At 75.8% G+C, this 18459-nt stretch carries 13 protein-coding genes; 4 read left to right on the forward strand and 9 right to left on the reverse strand.

Going from position 1 to position 18459, the window contains the following annotated elements; all coding sequences use genetic code 11:
• Positions 1-28: 28 nt before the first annotated feature.
• The 5 genes from ABD981_RS03820 to ABD981_RS03840 all read right to left on the reverse strand — a co-directional run bounded on the left by ABD981_RS03820 (position 29) and on the right by ABD981_RS03840 (position 10501).
• Positions 29-4828, reverse strand: a complete 4800-nt coding sequence (locus tag ABD981_RS03820) for a NaeI family type II restriction endonuclease (RefSeq protein WP_345527877.1) — start codon at positions 4826-4828, stop codon at positions 29-31.
• Positions 4821-5765: an AAA family ATPase gene (locus tag ABD981_RS03825; protein WP_046912261.1), complete on the reverse strand. Its 945-nt coding sequence runs from the start codon at positions 5763-5765 to the stop codon at positions 4821-4823. The genes ABD981_RS03820 and ABD981_RS03825 overlap by 8 nt, the downstream gene beginning before the upstream one ends.
• Positions 5762-7927, reverse strand: coding sequence for a vWA-MoxR associated conflict system protein (locus ABD981_RS03830; RefSeq protein WP_046912260.1), 2166 nt, complete (start codon positions 7925-7927; stop codon positions 5762-5764). The genes ABD981_RS03825 and ABD981_RS03830 overlap by 4 nt, the downstream gene beginning before the upstream one ends.
• Positions 7924-8949 carry a hypothetical protein gene (locus tag ABD981_RS03835; protein ID WP_046912259.1) on the reverse strand — a complete coding sequence of 342 codons (1026 nt, stop codon included), beginning with the start codon at positions 8947-8949 and terminating at the stop codon, positions 7924-7926. Before ABD981_RS03835 ends, ABD981_RS03830 begins: the two co-directional genes overlap by 4 nt.
• Before the next feature lie 232 nt (positions 8950-9181).
• Positions 9182-10501, reverse strand: a complete 1320-nt coding sequence (locus ABD981_RS03840; RefSeq protein ID WP_046912258.1) for a nucleotide disphospho-sugar-binding domain-containing protein — start codon at positions 10499-10501, stop codon at positions 9182-9184.
• 197 nt (positions 10502-10698) lie between these two features.
• Here ABD981_RS03840 and ABD981_RS03845 point away from each other — a divergent pair, with 197 nt between their 5' ends.
• Complete coding sequence (locus ABD981_RS03845) at positions 10699-11835, forward strand: winged helix DNA-binding domain-containing protein (protein ID WP_046912257.1); 1137 nt, start codon at positions 10699-10701, stop codon at positions 11833-11835.
• Between the two features lie 21 nt (positions 11836-11856).
• On the opposite strand, the gene opcA is transcribed toward ABD981_RS03845, so the two are convergent.
• From opcA to ABD981_RS03860, 3 genes are all read right to left on the reverse strand, one after another.
• Positions 11857-12768, reverse strand: a complete 912-nt coding sequence (gene opcA, locus ABD981_RS03850) for a glucose-6-phosphate dehydrogenase assembly protein OpcA (RefSeq protein ID WP_046912256.1) — start codon at positions 12766-12768, stop codon at positions 11857-11859.
• A gap of 101 nt (positions 12769-12869) precedes the next feature.
• Positions 12870-13793, reverse strand: a complete 924-nt coding sequence (locus tag ABD981_RS03855) for an NADP-dependent oxidoreductase (RefSeq protein ID WP_382748319.1) — start codon at positions 13791-13793, stop codon at positions 12870-12872.
• 13 nt (positions 13794-13806) lie between these two features.
• Positions 13807-14367 carry a DoxX family membrane protein gene (locus tag ABD981_RS03860; RefSeq protein ID WP_046912254.1) on the reverse strand — a complete coding sequence of 187 codons (561 nt, stop codon included), beginning with the start codon at positions 14365-14367 and terminating at the stop codon, positions 13807-13809.
• A gap of 190 nt (positions 14368-14557) precedes the next feature.
• Between ABD981_RS03860 and ABD981_RS03865 the strand changes: the two genes are divergently transcribed.
• The 3 genes from ABD981_RS03865 (at position 14558) to ABD981_RS03875 (ending at position 17121) form a co-directional block, all read left to right on the forward strand.
• Positions 14558-15934, forward strand: coding sequence for a dipeptidase (locus ABD981_RS03865; RefSeq protein ID WP_046912253.1), 1377 nt, complete (start codon positions 14558-14560; stop codon positions 15932-15934).
• Between the two features lie 29 nt (positions 15935-15963).
• Positions 15964-16566, forward strand: a complete 603-nt coding sequence (locus tag ABD981_RS03870) for an HdeD family acid-resistance protein (protein ID WP_046912252.1) — start codon at positions 15964-15966, stop codon at positions 16564-16566.
• 132 nt (positions 16567-16698) lie between these two features.
• Positions 16699-17121, forward strand: a complete 423-nt coding sequence (locus tag ABD981_RS03875; RefSeq protein WP_046912251.1) for a DUF350 domain-containing protein — start codon at positions 16699-16701, stop codon at positions 17119-17121.
• 88 nt (positions 17122-17209) lie between these two features.
• Here ABD981_RS03875 and ABD981_RS03880 read toward each other — a convergent pair whose 3' ends face one another.
• Positions 17210-18424 (reverse strand): serine hydrolase domain-containing protein, encoded by a 1215-nt coding sequence (locus ABD981_RS03880; protein WP_046912250.1) that lies wholly within the window; start codon positions 18422-18424, stop codon positions 17210-17212.
• Between the last annotated feature and the right edge of the window lie 35 nt (positions 18425-18459).

An 18459-nucleotide genomic window follows, 5' to 3' on the forward strand; every position in this document is an offset into this window, starting at 1 on the left:
CGGCTGCGGCAGCGACCGCGCCGACGGCTCAGCGCGTGCGCAGCGCGGGGAACCCCTCCGGGAGCGGGACGCTCTCGTCCCCCTCCGCCGCCACGACCCACGCGGCCCCGTCGGCGACGACGGAGGGCCGCGTGCCGTGCTCGGAGCGGCGCCGGGTGAGGGGGGCGCACACGAACTCGTCGGGCTCCGGGACCGGCAGCCGCAGCGTCTCGGCGGTCGCCCTGCCCCGCGGGGTGCCGGTCAGGAGCAGCAGGCCCTCCTCGCGGAGCGCGGCGCCCGCGAGGCGCACCGTCCGCATCGGGTCCGTCGCCCGGATCAGGGCGCGCAGCGCGGAGGCGGGCACCGTGCGGAACCGGACCCGGCGGAAGAGTTCGGCCACGCGGGAGACGTCGTCGGGTCCGGCGAGGATCGCCTCCCGGTCCTCCGGGTCGAGGTGCAGCAGGAGGTTCTCCGGCAGCGGCGCGTCCCGGTGCAGCCAGAGGACGGCACCGCGGTGCGCCTCCGCGGTGAGCGGGGACGTGCCGTCCCGGTTGGCGCCGGGAGCCAGGTGTTCGGGCCGCACCCGGACGAGGCCCGCCGACCACCGGGCCCGCGCGTCGTCCGCGTAGACGATCAGGGACACGCCCCCGACGGCGTTCCGGTCGAATCGCGGCCGTGGTCTGCGGAACGAGATCTTGAGGTCGAACGGCACGTCGCCCTGCGGCCGTTGCCACACCAGGTCGGCCGTCCGGCCCGGCACGAAGGTGAAGACGGACTGGAGGCCTTCCTTCACCGCCCAGGGGATCCGGGCGAACTCGTCGATCCGCAGCTCCTCCGGATCGAACCGGCCGGTGTTCCGCGCGTCCAGCACCGCGTCGAGGGAATCCCGCAGGATGCCCGCGAAGCGCCGCCCTTCCGGATCGAGCTCGCTGAACACCCGAGCCAGTGCGAGGAGTTCACCGTCCCAGACGGACAGGTCGAGCCGCGGCGTGAGGATCACCATGACGTCGGTGCCGCCCTGCGTGCGCACCTCCAGCGAGCCGAAGTCCGTGTCCATTCCGGAGCCGCGCAGGAGGGCGAACACCTCCGGGGAGACGCACAGCGCGGTGTCGTCCGGGTAGTTGTCCGACACCCTGCGGAACTCGGCCGACCGCAGCATCGTCCGGGTGTACCGGAAGCTGAGGCCGGGGAACGGGTCGTCCTCGTCCACGCGGACCGGCCCGATGTGCACGCCGACGCGCAGCGGCCGGCCGGTCCCGCCGGCGTCGAGTCGTCCCGGCAGCCGTTCGACCAGTTGCCGCAGCACCTCGTCGACGGGCACGCGGGTGTCGACGAGCAGGAGGGCGCAGTCCTCGACGACGTGGGTCTCGCGCCGGTCGGCGGTCGCGGCGTCGAGGGCGGCCGCCGCCTCCGCCGCCAGGCGGTCCGGCGGCGCCAGGCCCTCCAGGACGACGAACGTCCGCTCGGCGGGCGGCGGGTACGCCGCCCGCCGGGCGGCCCCGAGCAGTTCCTCGGCGGCCGCGCGGCCCGCCTCGTTCCCGGCGGCTTCCAGCAGTTCCAGGGCCCGCCGGGCCGGGGCCTCCGCGTCGGACCCCCGCCCGAGGAACAGGAGCGTGTCGGCGAACCGGAGCAGCACCTCCCCCTCCTCGTCGTGCAGCTCCCGGGCCGCGAGGTTCCGGACCAGCCGCCACTGGACGGCGGCCAGTTCCTCGTAGTCGCGGGCCTCGGCGAGGGCCTGTTCGAGACAGCGCAGGGCGTCCGCGGTCTCCGGGCTGCGGGCGGTGGCGCCGACGTCGAGGTACGCCAGGGCCTCCTCGGCCCAGGAGGCCGCCGCCCCCGTCCCGTCCGACCGGCCGTCGCGGGAGAGCCGGGCGAACAGCAGGGCGGCCGGACCGTAGGTGGCGGCGTCGCCCTGGAGCTGGAAGGTGCTCGCCTTGTGCAGGGTGTCCCAGGCCTCGCGGGGGCGCCCGGACGCGTACTGGGCGAGTGCCAGCGCGAGCACGGCCCGTACCCAGGCCTCGTCCGTGTGCAGCGAGCGGCCGTCGATCAGCGACCGGGCGGCCCGGGAGAACCGCGCGCGGTACGGCGGCGAGGCGCCGGCCTCGTGCAGGAGGAACAGGGTGTCGGCCTCCATGCCGGTGGATCCGACGCCCGAGGGGGCCAGCGCGTTCGGGATCCACACCTCGGGGTGCGGGGCCGGCACGGGCGTGACGCCGAGCAGGGCGGGCAGCGCGCTGCCCGGGTGCCGCTCCTCGCGGAGTGCGGCGGCGGCGGCGCGGCGGAAGCGGGTGATGCGCTCCTGGGCCACCGCCCTGAGGCGGGGGTCGAGCCGGTGCCCCCTCTCGACCTCGGCGTGGACGGCGGCGGGGAAGGCGTACCGGCCGGGGCCCGTCCGCTCCAGGAGCGCGTCCCGGACCAGGGTGTCCAGCAGCCGCTCGGAGCCGGTCGCGCCGCCCTCCAGGACGGCGACGGCCTCCTGGAGCGTGAACTCGCCGGAGGTGACGACCGCGAGGCGCTCCAGGGCACCGCTGAGACTTCCGCGCCCCATGTCCAGGATGAGCCGGTGGCGCACCAGCTCCGCGGGGTCCAGGGCCTGTTCGGTCGACCGACGGAGCCTCGGCAGGGTGCTCAGCGTGTAGCCGGGGTCGTCCCCGTGGGCCAGCGCGCCGCCCAGGATGCGCAGGGTGAGCGGCCACCACGCGGCCGTGCCGACCGTCTCCCGCGCCCGCTCCGGTGTGGTGTCCGGCCCCATGACCGCGGCCAGCACGGCGGCTGCGTCCGGGCCCCGCAGGGGCGGGAGTTCGATGCCCCGGTAGGGGTGCGGCGGGCGGGGGAGCTCGCGGCTGGTGACCAGCACGGAGCAGCCCGGCGGCGGGTCGGCCGCGAGGCGGTGCAGGTCCTTCTGGCCGCCCAGGTCGTCCAGGACCAGCAGGACCCGCCGGCCCTCCACCGCGGCGCGCAGCCCGGCCGTCAGGGCGTCGAGGGTGCCCAGGGGGCCCGGTTCGGGAATCTCCTCCTCGGGCACCCCCAGCTCCCGGAACACCCGGTGCAGCGCGGCCTCCGGCGGCACCGGGTGCGGGGTGGAGCCGCGCAGCGGCACGAACACGACGCCGTCGGGGAAGTCCCCGCGGACCCGGTCGGCCACGTGGCGGGCGAACGCGGTGCGCCCGGCACCGGGGACGCCGTCGCGGGCGCTCACGCAGAGCAGCCGTACCGTCCCGTCGGCGAGGTCGCGGACGACGCGGTCGACGAGCTCGGTGTGGCCTTCGAACGCGGCCCGCGCGGACGAGGCCCCGGTCGTGTGCCGGCGGCCGCCCTGCTCCGCGAAGCCCAGCAGCTCCAGGGTGCGCCGGCTGGCCCGGGCGAAGGCCTCCTTCTCGGCCGCCCAGTCGTGCGGCCCGTCCCCGTCGTGGGCGACCGAGGGCAGCCGGCCGGGGCCGTGGCCGCGGGTGGCGACGTACCGGTCGAGCTCCTGGTGGACGGCCCACAGTTCGTGGGCGGGCAGCTCGGCGCGCAGCACGGTCTGGGCGGCGGGCGGCAGCAGCAGCTCGACGCCGCCGGTGGCACTCTCCTCCAGGTCGAACACGCCGCTGGTGACGAGCTCCGCCACGTCCGCGATGCCGGCCTCCGGGACCAGCTGCTCGCGCAGGAGGTGGAGCAGCCGCAGGCTGAACCGGTCGAACGGGGAGCAGAGCACGGCCAGCCGGGCCGCGCGCGGCGAGGCGGTCCGCAGCAGGTTGCCGGCGAGGGCCTCGGGGGGCAGCGGGACCGTGGGGGGCCGGGCGGGGCCGGGGGTGCGCCCGGTCGGCGGGACGAGGACGGCGGTGCAGCCCTCGGGCGCGCCGCGCATGAGGGTGTGCGACCAGCGGCCGAGGGAGTGCGGGGTCAGGGAGAGCACCGGGATCGGCAGCCAGTCCCCGTCGCCGTCCGGGCCGGCCGGGTCGAGCAGGGGCGGCGGTTCGACGGGGACCCGGCTGCGGTGGGTGCCGGGGGCGGCGGGGGTGAAGCGCGCGATGGGCAGGTTGAGGCCGCCGCGCCGCCACAGCCGGGTCGGCAGCGGGTTGAGCACGGCGGTCGGGGTGGCGCCCGCCCACTCCCGCAGCTGGTACCAGACGTCGGGGCGGCGCCAGGCCTCGGCCATGCAGTCGGAGACCACGACGACGAGCCGGCGCCCGTCGGAGGAGCGCAGCTGGCCGGGGACCAGGGGTTCGCCCGCCTCGTCGAAGGCCAGGTCGGTGACCTGGAGGGTGCGGAAGGCGCCGAGCCGGTCGAGGACGGTGGTGAACTCGGCGATCGTCTCGCGCCACACCCGCATGCTGTGCGAGCGGTCGACGACGAGGGCGAGGTCGAACCAGCGCTCGGGGGCCGCCGCAAGGACGGGGATGAGTTCGCCGCTGCGCGCGTACCCGTCGACGGTCGCGTCGATGTCCAGTTCGGCGTGGCGGCCACGGGGCCAGCGCCGCTTCCAGGGGCGTAACGCCCGGGTCAGTTCCAGGGCGCGGGGCAGCCCGGTGGCGCGGGGTGCGGCGACGGCGTGGCCGCGGACGCGGGTGCCGCTGCCGGGGAGCCGTTCGTGCAGGGGCCGGGTGGCGGCGGGCCTGCCCTCGGGGTCGGGCGGGCGGGGGGCGGGGGCCGGGGCGGGCTCCCGCGGGCGGGACGGGGTGTCGGGCGGGCGCGGCGGCTCGGCCGCGTCGGCGCCGGGTGGTGCGGGTGCGGGCCGGTCCGCGGCGGCGGTCCGGCCCCCGGCCATGTGGGCGGCCAGCCAGAGCGCCTCCGCCAGCGCGGTGCCGTCCAGGTCGGGGGCGGCGGTGCGCAGGGCGGAGAGCACTCCGGGCAGGGGATCAGGCATGGGAGAGCTCACGGAGGATCAGGTCCTCGATGGCCTGCCGCCGGTTCTCGTCGGGTGCGCCGTCCCCGGCCAGCAGGTGCACGGCGTTGAGCAGTTGGTCGACGGCGAGGCTCTCGCCCGCGGTGAGCCGTTCGAGGAAGACGGTGAGCAGCCGGTCGGCCTCGGGGGTCCGGGCGGTCCGGGCGCCCATGTGGGCCTCGACGATCCGCAGCAGGGTCTCGGGGGTGGGCAGGGGCATGGTGAAGCGGACGCAGCGGCGCAGGAAGGCGGCCGGGAAGTCGCGCTCGCCGTTGCTGGTCATGACGATGAACGGGAACTCGGTGCACTGCACCCGTCCGCGCTCCACGTCGTGGTGGGCGTCGCCCTGCCATTCCCGTACGGCGACCACGTCGGTCTCGTACCGGGCGAGTTCGGGGATCTCGAACTCGCCGCGTTCGAGGACGTCGAGCAGGTCGCTGGGGAGGTCCAGGTCGCTCTTGTCGATCTCGTCGATCAGCAGGGCGCGGGGCCGGTCGGTGGGCAGCAGGGCGGTGCCGAGGGGGCCCATGCGCAGGAAGGGGGCGATGTCGTCGTCGCCGCCGCGTCCCTTGAGCCGCTGGGCGTGGATCCGGCCGAGGGCGTCGTAGCGGTAGAGGGCCTCGGTGAGGCCGCTGCGGGAGGTGATGTGCCAGCGCAGGACGGTGCCCAGGGCGAGTTCGGCGGCGACCTGTTCGATGACGGTGGACTTGCCGGAGCCGGCCGGTCCGGTGACGAGCAGCGGCCGGCGCAGCGCGAGGGCGGCGTTGACCGCCTCGACGAGTCCGGGCGGCGGGACGAACTGCTCGTGCAGGGAGCGGCGGGGGAACTCCCGCCAGGGCGGGGCCTTGGGGAGCGCGACGGGGCGGTCGGGGTCGGCCGGGGCGGCGCCGTCGCCGACGTAGAAAGGCTGCCAGGTCATGCGGGACTCTCCCCCTCCGTCGGAAACCGTTCCCGGGAGAACTGTTCCCGAGCCGTGTGCTCGCGATCGAACCATTTGCAGAAATCCAGCCACTCGAGACCGTCCCACACGGTGCGCAGTCCGGCGAGGTGGCGTCGCCCGGTGTCGGCGTGCCCGCATGCGCCGTCGTCCGCCCCTGGACCGGAACGGCGGTGCTCCCGGTAGGCGCGGCTGAACTCGGCGGGCAGCAGGTGCCAGTGGGTGTCCACGGACCGCCGTACGGGCTCCGGTACGGCGGCCGCGCGGGTGTCCGGGCCTCCGGCCCCCTGGGCCTCGGGGGTTCCCTGGACCGGGTTCGGCCACAGGACGATCGGCGAGGAGGCCAGCAGGATCTCCATCATGTCCTTGAGGTGGGCGGGGCGGTGCTCCAGGGCGACGGCCCTGCTGCGGGGCGCGGACCGGCGCAGCCGCTCGTGGAGTTCGTCCGCGCGCCGGGTGTCGGCCTCGCCGAGCCAGTCGACGCGGCTGCCCTCGCCCCGGCCCTCCATGGCCTTCAGGGCGGTGCGGGCCTGGTCGTTGATCCACCACAGGTGGTCGGGCGGCTGGATGCGGTCGCTCCAGCGCAGGACGACGTCGTGGAGGTCGCCGAGGCGCATGCCGAAGTCGGTCTCCTCCGGGCGCCAGGTGGCGAGCAGCGGGGCGGGGGCGGCGATCTCGACCCGGCGCAGCGGGGTGTCGAGGGCGTCGGCGTGGCGGGTCGCCCAGCGCAGCACGCCGACGAGGGTGCGTTCGACGCCGGTGCGGTCCTGCGCGGGGCAGGGGAACTCCTCGTGCTCGCGCACGGTTCCGTCGTCGAGGAGCCAGGCGGCCAGCGATTCGGGCCAGTCGTCGCCGACGGCGGCGTGCAGGCTGACGACGAGCCGCAACCGGGTCTCGCGGCCCCGCTCGGCGAGCCGCGCGAAGGCGTCGTTGAGGTCGATCACGGCGTCCAGGGCGAAGGCCCAGCCGCGCAGGGCGTGGTTGCGCGGCTCGACGCGCGTCTCCGTGGCCAGGACGGCGACGAAGGCGGCGAGGGGTGCGGTGGGCCGCTGCTCGAAGCGCGGGGCCCGGAGCAGCAGGTACTCGACGGCGTCCCGCAGCAGTTCGCCGCCGGAGGACTCCGGAAGCGGCGAGAGGGGGGCGGGGCAGGCCTCGGCGAGGGCGCGCCGCAGCAGGGCGCTGGTCAGGTCGTCGCCGGGCCAGCCGGTGAGCAGGGCCTGGGTGCGTACGGCGTGGTCGAGGGCGGTCACCACCTTGCTCGCCCAGTCTCGTTGGGGCGCCGACAGGGTGTCCAGGCGGGCGCGCAGCGCGTCCAGGTCCCCGGGGTGGGCGACGGTGTCGGCGGCGGTCGGGTCGGCGGCGCCGAGGGCGCGGTCGAGTGCGGCCCGGCCGACCGGGCCCAGCAGGGACCCCGCGCCGCCGGTGGCGTGGCGGGCGTTGCGGGCGAGCCAGAGCGCGCCGTCGGCGAACTGGGCGCCGTCGTGGTCGGTGTGGTGGACGCCCTGGCCGGCGGCGCCGCCGTCCTCGCGCACGGCGCGGACGACGGCCGAGGGGACGAGGGTCTCGCCGGCGTCGGCGATGCCGGAGTGGAGCACCTTCACGACGGTGCGGCTGAAGCGGAGTTCGTACGCCTCCTCCTGGGCTCCGGAGCCCAGGAGCAGGGAGAACCGGGTGTCGCCGCGCCGGATGCCGTTGGCCAGGGAGCCCAGGTCGGGGTGGGCGTTGTTCGCGTGGCAGGTGTCGACGAGGGCCACCACCCCGTCCAGGCCGGGGGTGTCGAGGAGTGCGGTGAGCAGCGAGCCGACGTCGACGGCGCTCAGCGGGTCCTCGGCGCGGGAGTCGCCGGCCATGAAGTAGAGCCGGGTGCCGGCGGCCATGCCGTGGCCCAGGAGGCCGAGGACCAGCACCGCGCCGGCCTCGGCGGCGGCGCGGCCGGCCCGCCGGACGGCGTCCTCGACCCCGGAGCGGGTGAGCCGGCCGCCGTACAGCAGGGTCGGGCCGTGCGGCTGGTCCTTCTCGCAGGCCCCGGCCCACGGGGTGGTGAGGGTGTCGTGGAGGGCGTGGGTCGCCTGCTCCAGCTCGTCGAGGAGGCCGAGGCCGGGGCACTGGGCCCCGATCACGAGCACGTGGCGCGGTCGGGTCATCGCTCCGCGAGGGTGGTCAGCGCTTCGACGAGCGGACCGGCGACGGCCGGCTGGGCCAGGTACTTCGCCGCCGGGTGGACCCAGGCGCCGTCGGAGTCGACCCGGCGGGAGGCGGGGACGACGGCGTCGGCGTTGGGGTGGACGAAGCGTTCCAGGTGCGGGCGGGCGGCCACGATGTCGTCGCGGTCCCAGAAGTTGAGCCAGCGCCCGACGGAGGCGGGTGTGGCGAGGGGGTTCGGCCGGACCCGGGGCTGGACGGCGGTGCGGATGCCGAGCGGCGACCCGAGGGTGACGAGGAGCGGGACCCGGGGGCGGCGCGGGTCCGTCGGCGCGGCGGCGTCCGCCGTCCCGTACGTGAGTTCGTGCAGGGTCTCCAGCGCGACGACGGTGCCGAGGGAGTGGGCGACGACGACGTTCGGGCCCTCGGGGTCCAGGCAGGCGGCGACGCGGGCGCGGATCCGCCGGTCCAGGGTGGCGCCGGTGGCGTCGGGTTCGGCGCGGTTGAGGTAGCGGGCGACCTGGCCGAGGATGCCCACCGTGCTGCGGGCGCTGAGCCAGCCGCCCAGGGAGCGCAGGCCCGGGACGGCGAGCAGGGTGGTGACCGCGTTGACCACGCGGCGGGCCGGCGCGCCGGCGTTCTGCGCCCCGGGCGGCGGCGCGAGTTGGGTGCGGGCGTGCCGGAGGGCGCGGGCCTCGGCGGCGGAGAGGGAGGCGTCGGGGTCGGCGAGGCGCTCGTCGACGGCTTCCAGGAGGAGCTCCGCGAGCACCTCGTCGTCCTGCTCCTCCTCCGGGCCGCCGGGACCGGTCCCGCCGCCGGTCCCCTGGCTCCCGGCGGTGCGGAACAGGTCGCCGTAGTAGGCGAACCGGGCGTCGGCGGCCCAGCCGCCGGTCAGACCGGAGACGCGCGCCGCGTGCCCGGCGCCGTGCGCGCCCGAGGCCAGGGCCCGCAGCCATTCGTCCAGGTCGGCGGCGGCGTCACGGGGCCCGCCGATGCCGTGGACGAAGACCAGGCGAGGTTTCATGGCGCCCCCGTTCGACACGATGCTTGCGGGCGATCCTTGCCGGTCGGGCGGGGCCGGAGCAAGCCGCTTCGGAACCTTCACCCGGTCTCGGCCAACTCCTCGGCCAGCTTGGCGGGATAGCTGCGGTCGCGGTCAGCGGCCGGCGGTCTCCCGGACCAGGCCGTCGATCAGGGCGAGGGCGTCGTGCGCGGCGTACTCCTCGGCCAGCTTGGCGGGATAGCTGCGGTCGCGGTCAGCGGCCGGCGGTCTCCCGGACCAGGCCGTCGATCAGGGCGAGGGCGTCGTGCGCGGCGTACTCCTCGGCGAGGGCGGCGGCGCGCTCGCGGTAGGAGGGCGTGGACAGGACGGTGTCGACGGCCTCCCGGAGCGCCTCCACGGTGGGGTCGGCGGTACGGAGGTTGACGCCGGTGCCGGACCACTCGACGCGGGCGGCGACCTCCGGCTTGTCCTCGGTGTCGCCGCCGACGACCAGCGGGACGCCGTGGGCGAGGGCGGCCTGGGTGCCGCCGTAGCCGCCGTTGGTGACCAGCAGGTCGGCCAGCGGCAGGAGTTCGGCGAAGGGGACGAAGCCGGCGATGCGGGCGTTGGCCGGGACGGCGGGCAGCTCGGCGGCGACCCGTTCGGCCGCGTCGGGGCGGCCGGTGGCGGCGACGACGAAGACGTCCTCGCGGTCGGCGAGGGCCCGGACGGTGGGGACGACGAGCCGGCCGAGGGCGGTGTTGGCGAGGGTGCCCTGGGTGACCACGACGATCCGCCTGCCGTCCGCGCGGGCCTTCCGGAGCTCGGGCCACCAGGCGGGCGGCTCCTGGGCGGCGCCCGGGTCGATGGGGATCGCGCCCACGAAGCGGACGGTGGCGGGCTGGTCGCTGCGCGGGTACTCGAATCCGGCCACGGTGAGCTGGAGGAAGACGTCGGCGGCCTGGATCCGGAGCCAGCCGAGCGACCCTTCGGCCAGGGTCGCTCCGGCGCGGGCGAAGCAGCCGCGCAGGTGCTCGGCGAGGGGCCTGCCCCGCTCGGCCATCTCGGCCGCCAGCTCCGCGTACCGCGCGCGCTGCCGCTCGTCGACGGGCGGCAGGAGGCCGAGCAGGTGGGGCGCGGTGTCCCGGCTGTCGACGCCGAGCGGCGAGATGCCCACGCTGAACACGGCCGGGCGGCGGCCCGGCTCCTCGGACAGGGCGAGCGCCACGCCGCCGAGGAACAGGTTGTCGTGGATCACGACGGAGGCCGGGAACTCCGCGAGCAGCTCCCGGACCGCCGTGAGCTGGGCGGGGATCGGGTCGCCGAAGACGTGCATGACGTCCCACATGACCTGGGCCGGTCCGGCCGGGATCTCCTCCCGGCCGGGGAAGCGGGCCGCCAGGTCGCGGTCGTCGTAGTCCGCCTCGGCGGGCAGCGCCCGGAAGACGGGACCGGCCGCCTCGACCTCGGCGGCGAAGCGGGAGCCGCCGAGGAAGACCACCTCGTGGCCGAGGCCGGAGAGGTGCCGGGCGATCTGGAGCAGTGGAGCGTGGTGGCCGGAGACGGGTGTGGCGGCCACGAGGATCCTGGACATGGTGAAGTTCCCCCCTGGGTCGGTGCGTTCGGCGGTCGGCGCGTCGAGCGGTCGGCGCGTCGAGCGGTCGGCGCGTCTCCACCGGTGACGCGCGTAGCGAGCCTACGAGCTGCGGTGACGGAGCCTCGAAGCATCGTCCCGGGACGGCGCGTCGCCCCGGCGCCGCCCGGCCCCGCGGGCTCGGGGAGAATGCCCCCGTGAAGATCACCGCTCGCGAGCTCAACCGCGCCTCGCTCGGCCGTCAGCTGCTCCTGGAGCGCGCGCCGCTGGGCGTCGCGGAAGGGGTCCGGCGGGTGGTCGCGCTCCAGGCGCAGCACGCCGGTTCGCCGTATCTGGCCCTGTGGAACCGGCTGGCGGGGCTCGATCCGGCCGAGGTGGACGCCGTCTTCGCGCGCCGTGAGGTGGTGAAGGCGACGCTGATGCGGATCACCCTGCACGCGGTGCACGCCGGGGACTACCGGATGTTCCGGGAGGCGCTCCAGCAGACCCTCTACGGGTCGCGGCTCGGGTTCCGGTTCGCGGAGACGGGGCTCACGCCCGCCGACGGCGAGGAGCTGGTGCCGGGCCTGCTGGCGTTCGCCGAGCAGCCGCGCACGGTGGCCGAGTTGCGCGGGTGGCTGGAGGAGCGGGTGGGCCCGGAGCGGGCCGAGGGCGCGTGCTGGGGGCTGCGGGCGTACGCGCCGCTGCACCACCATCCGACCGGCGGCCCCTGGTCGTTCGGCCCGCGCCCGTCGTACGTGGCGTCCGGCGGCGCCCCGGTGACCGGGCGCGAGGCGTCGCCCGAGGCGCTGCGGGGTCTGGTGCTGCGCTACGTGGCGGGCTTCGGGCCCGGGTCGGTGGCGGACGTGGCGCAGTTCGCGATGGTCCGGCGGGCGCCGGTCCGCCGGGCCCTGAAGGAGCTCGACGGCGAACTGGAGCGGCTCGAAGGCCCGGACGGCACGGAGCTGTTCGACCTGCCGGGGGCTCCGCGGCCGGCCGGGGACACGCCCGCGCCGCCGCGGCTGATGGCGATGTGGGACAGCGTCCTGCTGGCGTACGCGGACCGCGGCCGGGTGATCCCGCCCGAGTACCGGCGGGCGGTGATCCGGGTCAACGGCGACGTGCTGCCGACGCTGCTCGTCGACGGGTACGTGGCCGGGGTGTGGCGGCCGGTCGAGGGCGGCATCGAGGCGACGGCCTTCCACGAGCTGCCGGAGGCGGCGTGGGAGGGGCTCGCCGAGGAGGCGCGGGCCCTGCACGCACTGCTCGCCGCGCGCGACCCCGGGCTCTACCGGCGGTACGCCAACTGGTGGGCCAAGCTGCCCGAGGGCCGGGTGCGGGTGCTGCCGGGGTAGCACCCGCGTCCCGCCGCCCGGCTATCCCCCGTACCGCAGTGCCGAGGCGTACGCCTCGTCCGGGTCCAGGCGGCGGAGTTCCTCGGCGATGAGTTCGGCCGTGGTGCGGACCTTGAGGGCCATGACGCGGCTCGGCTGGCCGGGGATGGCGAGGTGGGCCACCGGGCCCTCCGGGCGGTCGATACGGATCTCGCCGTCGGGGGTGCCCATGCGGACCGCCGTGACGACCGGGCCGTCCGTGACCACCCGCTCGACGGGGACGTCCAGCCGGTCGCCGAACCAGCGGGCGAGGAGCTCGGCGCTGGGGTTGTCGGCCTCGCTCTCGACGGCGGCCGAGACCACCGACGTACCGGCCTGGTCGAGGGCGGCGGCGAGCAGGGAGCGCCACGGCGTGAGCCGGGTCCAGGCGAGGTCCGTGTCGCCGGGGGCGTACGAGGCGGCCCGGGCGGCGAGGGCGGCGATCGGGTCCTCGACGGCGTAGGTGTCGGTGATCCGGCGCTGGGCGAGGGCGCCCAACGGGTCCCGGGAGGGGACCTCGGGGGCGTCGACCGGCCACCAGACGACGACGGGCGCGTCGGGGAGGAGGAGGGGGAGGACGACGGAGTCGGCGCGGTGGCCGAGTTCGCCGTGGAGGCGGAGCAGGACGGTCTCGCCCGCGCCGGCGTCGGTGCCGACCCGGACCTCGGCGTCGAGGCGGGTCTCGTTGCGGCCGCGCGGCGAGCGGGCGTGCCGCTTGATGACGACGAGGGTGCGGGACGGATGCTCGCGGGAGGCCTCGTTCGCCGCCTTCACGGCGTCGTAGGCGTTCTCCTCGTCGGTGACGATGACCAGGGTGAGCACCATGCCGACGGCCGGGGTGCCGACGGCGCGGCGGCCTTCCAGGATCGCCTTGTTGATCTTGCTGGAGTTGGTGTCCGTGAGATCGATCTTCATGGCCGGCGTCCGTTCCTTCCCTCGCGAGTCCGCATGCGCTCCCCCTGCTCTCCCCGTAGCACCGGTCGGGCTCCGGATCTTCCCGAACACTATCGGGGTGTTCAGGCCTCGCCGACCGAGAGCACCAGCTTGCCCCGGGTGTGACCGCCGCCGCTGAGCCGCCAGGCCTCGGCCGCCTCGCGCAGCGGCAGGACCTTCTCGACGGGGACGGTCAGGCGCCCCTCGTCGGCGAGGGCCGCGAGCGCGGTCAGGCCCGCGCCGTCGGGCCGCACCCAGACGTAGTGGCCGCCGAGCGCGGCCGCCCGGTGGTCGGCGATGGAGGCAAGCCGGGCGGGGGACCCGAGGAGTTCGACGGAGACGTCGAGGGCTTCGCCGCCGCCGACGAAGTCGAGCGCGGCGTCCACGCCGTCCGGGGCCAGTTCCCGCACCCGGTCGGCGAGCCCGGGGCCGTACGCGACGGGTTCGGCGCCCAGTTCGCGCAGGAAGGCGTGGTTGCCGGGGCTCGCGGTGCCGATGACCCGGGCGCCGCGGGCCAGCGCGAGCTGGGTGCCGAGGGAGCCGACGCCGCCGGCCGCGGCGTGCACCAGCACGGTGTCGCCCGGGCCGACGCCGACCCGGTCGGCGGCCTGGAGGGCGGTGAGTCCGGCGAGCGGGAGGCCCGCGGTCTGGGCCCAGCTCAGCGTGCGGGGCTTGCGGGCGAGCATGCGGACCTGGGCGGAGACCTTCTCCGCGTAGCCGCCGTGTTCGGCGCTGTCCTTGCGGATGTAGCCGAACACCTCGTCGCCCGGGGCGAATTCGGTGGAGTCGAGCCCGTTGCGCTCGACCACCCCGGCGACGTCCCAGCCGGGGATCATCGGGAAGTGGGCGACCATCAGGGCGTCCAGCCCGCCGGCGGCGAGCTTCCAGTCGACGGGGTTGATGCCCGCGGCCACCACCCGGATCAGGACCTCGCCGGGGGCGACCTTCGGGTCGGGGAGGTCGACGAGCGCGAGGTCGTCGGGGCCGCCGTACCGCGGCATCGTCATCGCCTGCACGGCGTCAGCCCTCCTGGTCCGGGGCGGTCCCGTGCTCGGGCTCGGGTTCGTGGCGGGCCTCCGCCTGGGCCTGGGCGCGGCGGCCGACGACGGCCGCGGCGGCGAGCGCGGTGCCGACGAAGGCGACGGCGACCACCCAGGGGCGGTCGAGGACGTGGCCGGTGGCGTGGTCGAGGGAGTAGCGGCCCGCCCCGGCGACGCCGATGGCGGCGGCGGTGAAGCCGAGGAAGGCGGGGTACTCGTATCCGCCGCCCTGGGCGAAGAAGCCGGCCGGGGCGTGCACGGCGACCGCGCCCGCCATGGCCCCCGCCGCGGCGGCGCCGGCCGCCGGGGTGGCCAGGCCCAGGGCGAGCAGCGCGCCGCCGCCCGCCTCGCCGAGCCCCGCCGCGATGGCGCTCTCCCGGGCGGGCGAGAAGCCCATCGCCTCCATTCCCTTGGCGGTTCCCTCGATGCCGCCGCCCCCGAACCAGCCGAAGAGCTTCTGGGTTCCGTGGGCGGCCAGGACAGCGCCGGTGCCGACCCTCAGGACGAGCAGTCCCAGGTCGCGGCGGTTGAGCGGGGTCATGGGGTCTCCCGGTGCGTGACGGGGTCGCGGCGGGTGCGGCGAACTCCACAGCTGCTCCCCACTCTGCTCCGCCCGCCGCCGCGACCCTCTGCGGTACTCGGCCATCCAGGTCATTTTTGCCATGTTTTGCGGCGTTCGTCCGGTGTTGCTTTAGTGAGAGCGCATGGCCCGCCCGACGGAAGTGGGACGTATGACCGCCGATTCCCCCGAGACCGCCGCCCTGCGTGCGAAGGTCCGCGCGCTCATGCCACGCGCCAAGGAGGACCTGGCCGCCCTGGTCGCGATGCGCTCGGTCGCCGACCCCCGGCAGTTCCCGCCGGAGGAGTGCGCCCGGGCGGCCGACTTCCTCGTGACGGCGTTCACCGAGGCCGGGCTGCGGGACATGCGGCGGGTGACCACCCCGGACGGCACGGACGCGGTGGTGGGGCACGCTCCGGGCCCCGAGGGCGCGCCGACGGTGCTCCTGTACTGCCACTACGACGTGCAGCCGCCGCTGGACGACGACGCCTGGCGGACCCCGCCGTTCGAACTGACCGAGCGCGAGGGGCGCTGGTACGGACGGGGCACCGCCGACTGCAAGGGCAACATCGCGATGCACCTGACCGCCCTGCGCGCGCTCGGCGGCCCGGACGGCGAGGGCTTCCCGGTCCACCTCAAGTTCGTCGCGGAGGGTTCGGAGGAGCAGGGCACCGGCGGCCTGGAACAGCTGGTGCCGCAACGGCCGGAGCTCTTCGCCGCCGACGCCCTGCTGGTCTGCGACACCGGCAACTTCGCGCTCGGCCTGCCCACCGCCACCACCTCGCTGCGCGGCCTCGCCAACGTGGTGGTGACCGTCTCCACGCTGAGGGGCGAGATGCACTCGGGCATGTTCGGCGGCCCCGCCCCGGACGCGCTCGCCGCGCTGGTGCGGATCCTGGACAGCCTGTGCGACGAGGCCGGCAACACGACCGTCAAGGGTCTGGCGGCCGACGGGTCCTGGGCGGGCGTCGACTATCCGGTGGAGCAGTTCCGCGCCGACGTCGGGGCGCTCGACGGGGTGTCGCTGCTCGGCACGGGCACGGTCGCCGAGGAGCTGTGGGCGCGGCCCGCGGTCACGGTGCTGGGCATCGACTGCCCGCCGGTGGTCGGCTCCTCGGCCGCCGTGCAGGCGAAGGTACGGGCCCGGGTCAGCCTCCGCGTACCGCCGGGGGTCGACGCCGAGGAGGCGCGGTCCGCGCTCACGGCCCATCTGCTCGCGGCGGCGCCCTGGGGCGCCCGGGTCGAGGTGGAGCCGGAGAGCGTGGGCCAGCCGTTCGAGGCCCGCACCGACGGGCCCGCCTACCGGGCGCTGGGCTCGGCGCTGAGCCGGGCCTACGGGAAGGACATGGTCCGGGCGGGGCAGGGCGGTTCGATCCCGCTCTGCAACGTGCTCTCCGGGCAGTTCCCGGAGGCGGAGATCGCCCTGATCGGGGTCGAGGAGCCCGGCTGCCTCATCCACGCGCCCAACGAGAGCGTGGACCCCGCCGAGATCGAGACGATGGCGCTGGCCGAGGCGCTGTTCCTGCGTACCTACGCGAACCCGGACTGAGGGCGCGCGAAGAGGAGTGGAGTGACGTCATGACACAGACGGACGACCGGCCCCCACGGGGCGACCTGCCGACGGGACCGCTCGGCGCGCTGGCCGGCGTCGCCTGGCAGGCCCTGCTGATCGCGGGCCTCTTCGCCCTGGTCCTGGGCGTGCTGGTGCTGGCCTGGCCGAAGGCCACGCTGACCGTCGTCGGTGTGCTCTTCGGCATCTACCTGCTGGTCAGCGGTGTGCTGCAACTGGTCGCGGCCTTCGGCACGCACGCCAGGACCTCGCTGCGGGTGATGGCCTTCATCAGCGGCACGCTGGGCATCCTGCTCGGCCTGTTCTGCTTCAAGGGCTCGACGCAGTCGATCCTGCTGCTGGCCCTGTGGATCGGGATCGGCTGGCTGTTCCGCGGCATCATGCAGACGGTCGCGGCGGCCTCCGACCCGGCGATGCCGGCCCGGGGCTGGCAGATCGCCCTGGGTGTGATCAGCGCGCTGGCCGGTGTGGTGCTGATCGTCTCGCCGCTGGAGTCGGTGGCGGTGCTGACCGTCCTCGGCGGCATCTGGCTGCTCGCCGTCGGCGTGGCCGAGATCGTGACCGCGTTCATGGTCCGCTCGCGCGCCAAGCAGATCCCGCCGGGCGTCTGAACGCGCGCCCCCGGCACCCCCGAGGATCCGAGGCCCCGGCCCACCCGGCCGGGGCCTCGGCACGCTGCGCTACATTTTGCCGGTCCTTGACCGCGATCCTTCACGATCATTCCTTCCGGAGCCGGCATTCCCATGAGCGACATCGTCAACGGCCTCGGCCGGGCCTCCGCGTACGGCGCCCTCGGCGTCGTCCTGCTGCTCCTCGGCATCTTCCTGGTCGACCTGCTGACCCCCGGCAAGCTGGGGCGGCAGATCTGGGAGGACCGCAACCGCAACGCCGCCGTCGTCCTCTCCTCCGCCCTGCTCGGCATAGGCGGGATCGTCTTCACCTCGATCTGGACCACCTACGACGACTTCGCCAAGGGGCTGGTCTCCACGGCCGCGTTCGGGCTGCTCGGCCTGGTCATGATGGCGGTGGCGTTCCTGGTGGTGGACCTGGTCACCCCGGGCAAGCTGGGCGCCACCCTGGTCGACCCCGAGCCGCACCCGGCGGTCTGGGTGACCGCCTCGTGCAACCTCGCCGTCTCCGCGGTCCTCTCCGCCTCCATCGCCTGACCCGCTTCCGGCCCCCGCCCCGGGGCCGGCCCCGGCCCGCCGCCTTGGGGCCGGCCCCGCGGTCGGCCCGGCGGGGGGCGGCCCGGGGTCAGCTCGGAGGGATCGCCCCGGCGTAGACGTGGTCCGGGGTCACGACCTCGGTGATCGCCCGGGCCAGCAGCGTGGACGGCTCCTGGCCGCCGACGAGCGAGTCGGTGTTGATGATCAGGACCAGGGTGGCCTTCCGCTCGGGCAGGTAGACCGTCACGGTCTCGTATCCCGGCAGCGAACCGTTGTGCCCGATCCAGCCGTTGGTGTCCAGGATGCCGAGGCCGTACGAGGTGCCGGGGAAGCCGGTCGGCAGCGTCTTGAGGCGCTGCGCCTGGGTCTCGGGGCTGAGCAGACGCCCGGTGGCGAGGATCTCGGCCCAGCGGCGCAGGTCGTGCAGGGTCGAGGTCATCGCCCCGGCCGCCCACGCCCAGCTGGGGTTCCACTCCGTGGCGTCCTCGACCTCGCCGCTGAGCGTCTGGTCGGTGTAGCCGTGGGCGTGCGGCTCCGGGAACTCGGCGGCGTACGGGAGCGCCGTGTCCTTCAGGTGCGAGGGGCGCAGGACCCGGTGGCGGAGGACCTCGGCGAGCGGACGCCCGGTCACCTTCTCCACCACCAGCCCGAGCAGGACGAGGTTGGTGTTGGAGTACTGGAACTTCTCGCCGGGCTCGAAGGTGTTCTCGTGCCGCATGCCGTACGGCAGCACCTCCCGCGGTGTCCACTGCCGCCGCGGCTCGCTGAGCAGGGCGTGGACGAAGTCCTCGTCCGCGGTGTACGGGAAGAGGCCGCTGCGCATCTCGGCGAGCTGGCGCAGGGTGATCCTGTGCCCGTTCCGCACGCCGTGGACGTACTTCGCGATCGGGTCGTCGAGCCCGATCCGCCCCTCGTCGACCAGCTGCAGGAGGGCGGTGACCGTGAAGGTCTTGGTCTCGCTGCCGATCCGGACGTAGGTGTCGGTGAACATCGGCCGGCCGGTGGCCTTGTCGGCGACGCCCGTGGCGCGCACGTAGCTCCCCCGGCCCGGCATCCACAGCCCGGCGACGACGCCCGGGATGCCCGCCTCCTTGCGGACCTTCTCGATCGTCGCGTCCAGCCTGGCGGTCAGCTCGGGGCCGAGTCCGTCCGGCGGGCAGTCGTCGCCGTGCCGGCCGGTGTCGAGGGTCGCCACGCTCGCGGCGGGGACCGCGCCGGCGGGGGTCGTGGCCACCGGGGCCAGCACGGACGCCACCAGCAGCGTCGCGGCCAGCAGCCGACGGGAGGGCATACGTCGTCGCATGGGGCAGGCTTCTTCCGGGTCACGGGCACGGACGG

Origin of the sequence: Streptomyces showdoensis (assembly GCF_039535475.1) — a bacterium.
GTDB classification, from domain to species: domain Bacteria; phylum Actinomycetota; class Actinomycetes; order Streptomycetales; family Streptomycetaceae; genus Streptomyces; species Streptomyces showdoensis.

Coding starts and splice junctions, on each gene's coding strand:
- ABD981_RS03830 (WP_046912260.1), bottom strand. CDS start 7,927: ATGACCCGACCGCGCCACGTGCTCGTGATCGGGGCCCAGTGCCCCGGC.
- ABD981_RS03870 (WP_046912252.1), top strand. CDS start 15,964: ATGACACAGACGGACGACCGGCCCCCACGGGGCGACCTGCCGACGGGA.
- ABD981_RS03825 (WP_046912261.1), bottom strand. CDS start 5,765: ATGACCTGGCAGCCTTTCTACGTCGGCGACGGCGCCGCCCCGGCCGAC.
- ABD981_RS03835 (WP_046912259.1), bottom strand. CDS start 8,949: ATGAAACCTCGCCTGGTCTTCGTCCACGGCATCGGCGGGCCCCGTGAC.
- ABD981_RS03860 (WP_046912254.1), bottom strand. CDS start 14,367: ATGACCCCGCTCAACCGCCGCGACCTGGGACTGCTCGTCCTGAGGGTC.
- ABD981_RS03855 (WP_382748319.1), bottom strand. CDS start 13,793: ATGACGATGCCGCGGTACGGCGGCCCCGACGACCTCGCGCTCGTCGAC.
- ABD981_RS03840 (WP_046912258.1), bottom strand. CDS start 10,501: ATGTCCAGGATCCTCGTGGCCGCCACACCCGTCTCCGGCCACCACGCT.
- ABD981_RS03820 (WP_345527877.1), bottom strand. CDS start 4,828: ATGCCTGATCCCCTGCCCGGAGTGCTCTCCGCCCTGCGCACCGCCGCC.
- ABD981_RS03875 (WP_046912251.1), top strand. CDS start 16,699: ATGAGCGACATCGTCAACGGCCTCGGCCGGGCCTCCGCGTACGGCGCC.
- ABD981_RS03865 (WP_046912253.1), top strand. CDS start 14,558: ATGACCGCCGATTCCCCCGAGACCGCCGCCCTGCGTGCGAAGGTCCGC.
- ABD981_RS03880 (WP_046912250.1), bottom strand. CDS start 18,424: ATGCGACGACGTATGCCCTCCCGTCGGCTGCTGGCCGCGACGCTGCTG.
- opcA (WP_046912256.1), bottom strand. CDS start 12,768: ATGAAGATCGATCTCACGGACACCAACTCCAGCAAGATCAACAAGGCG.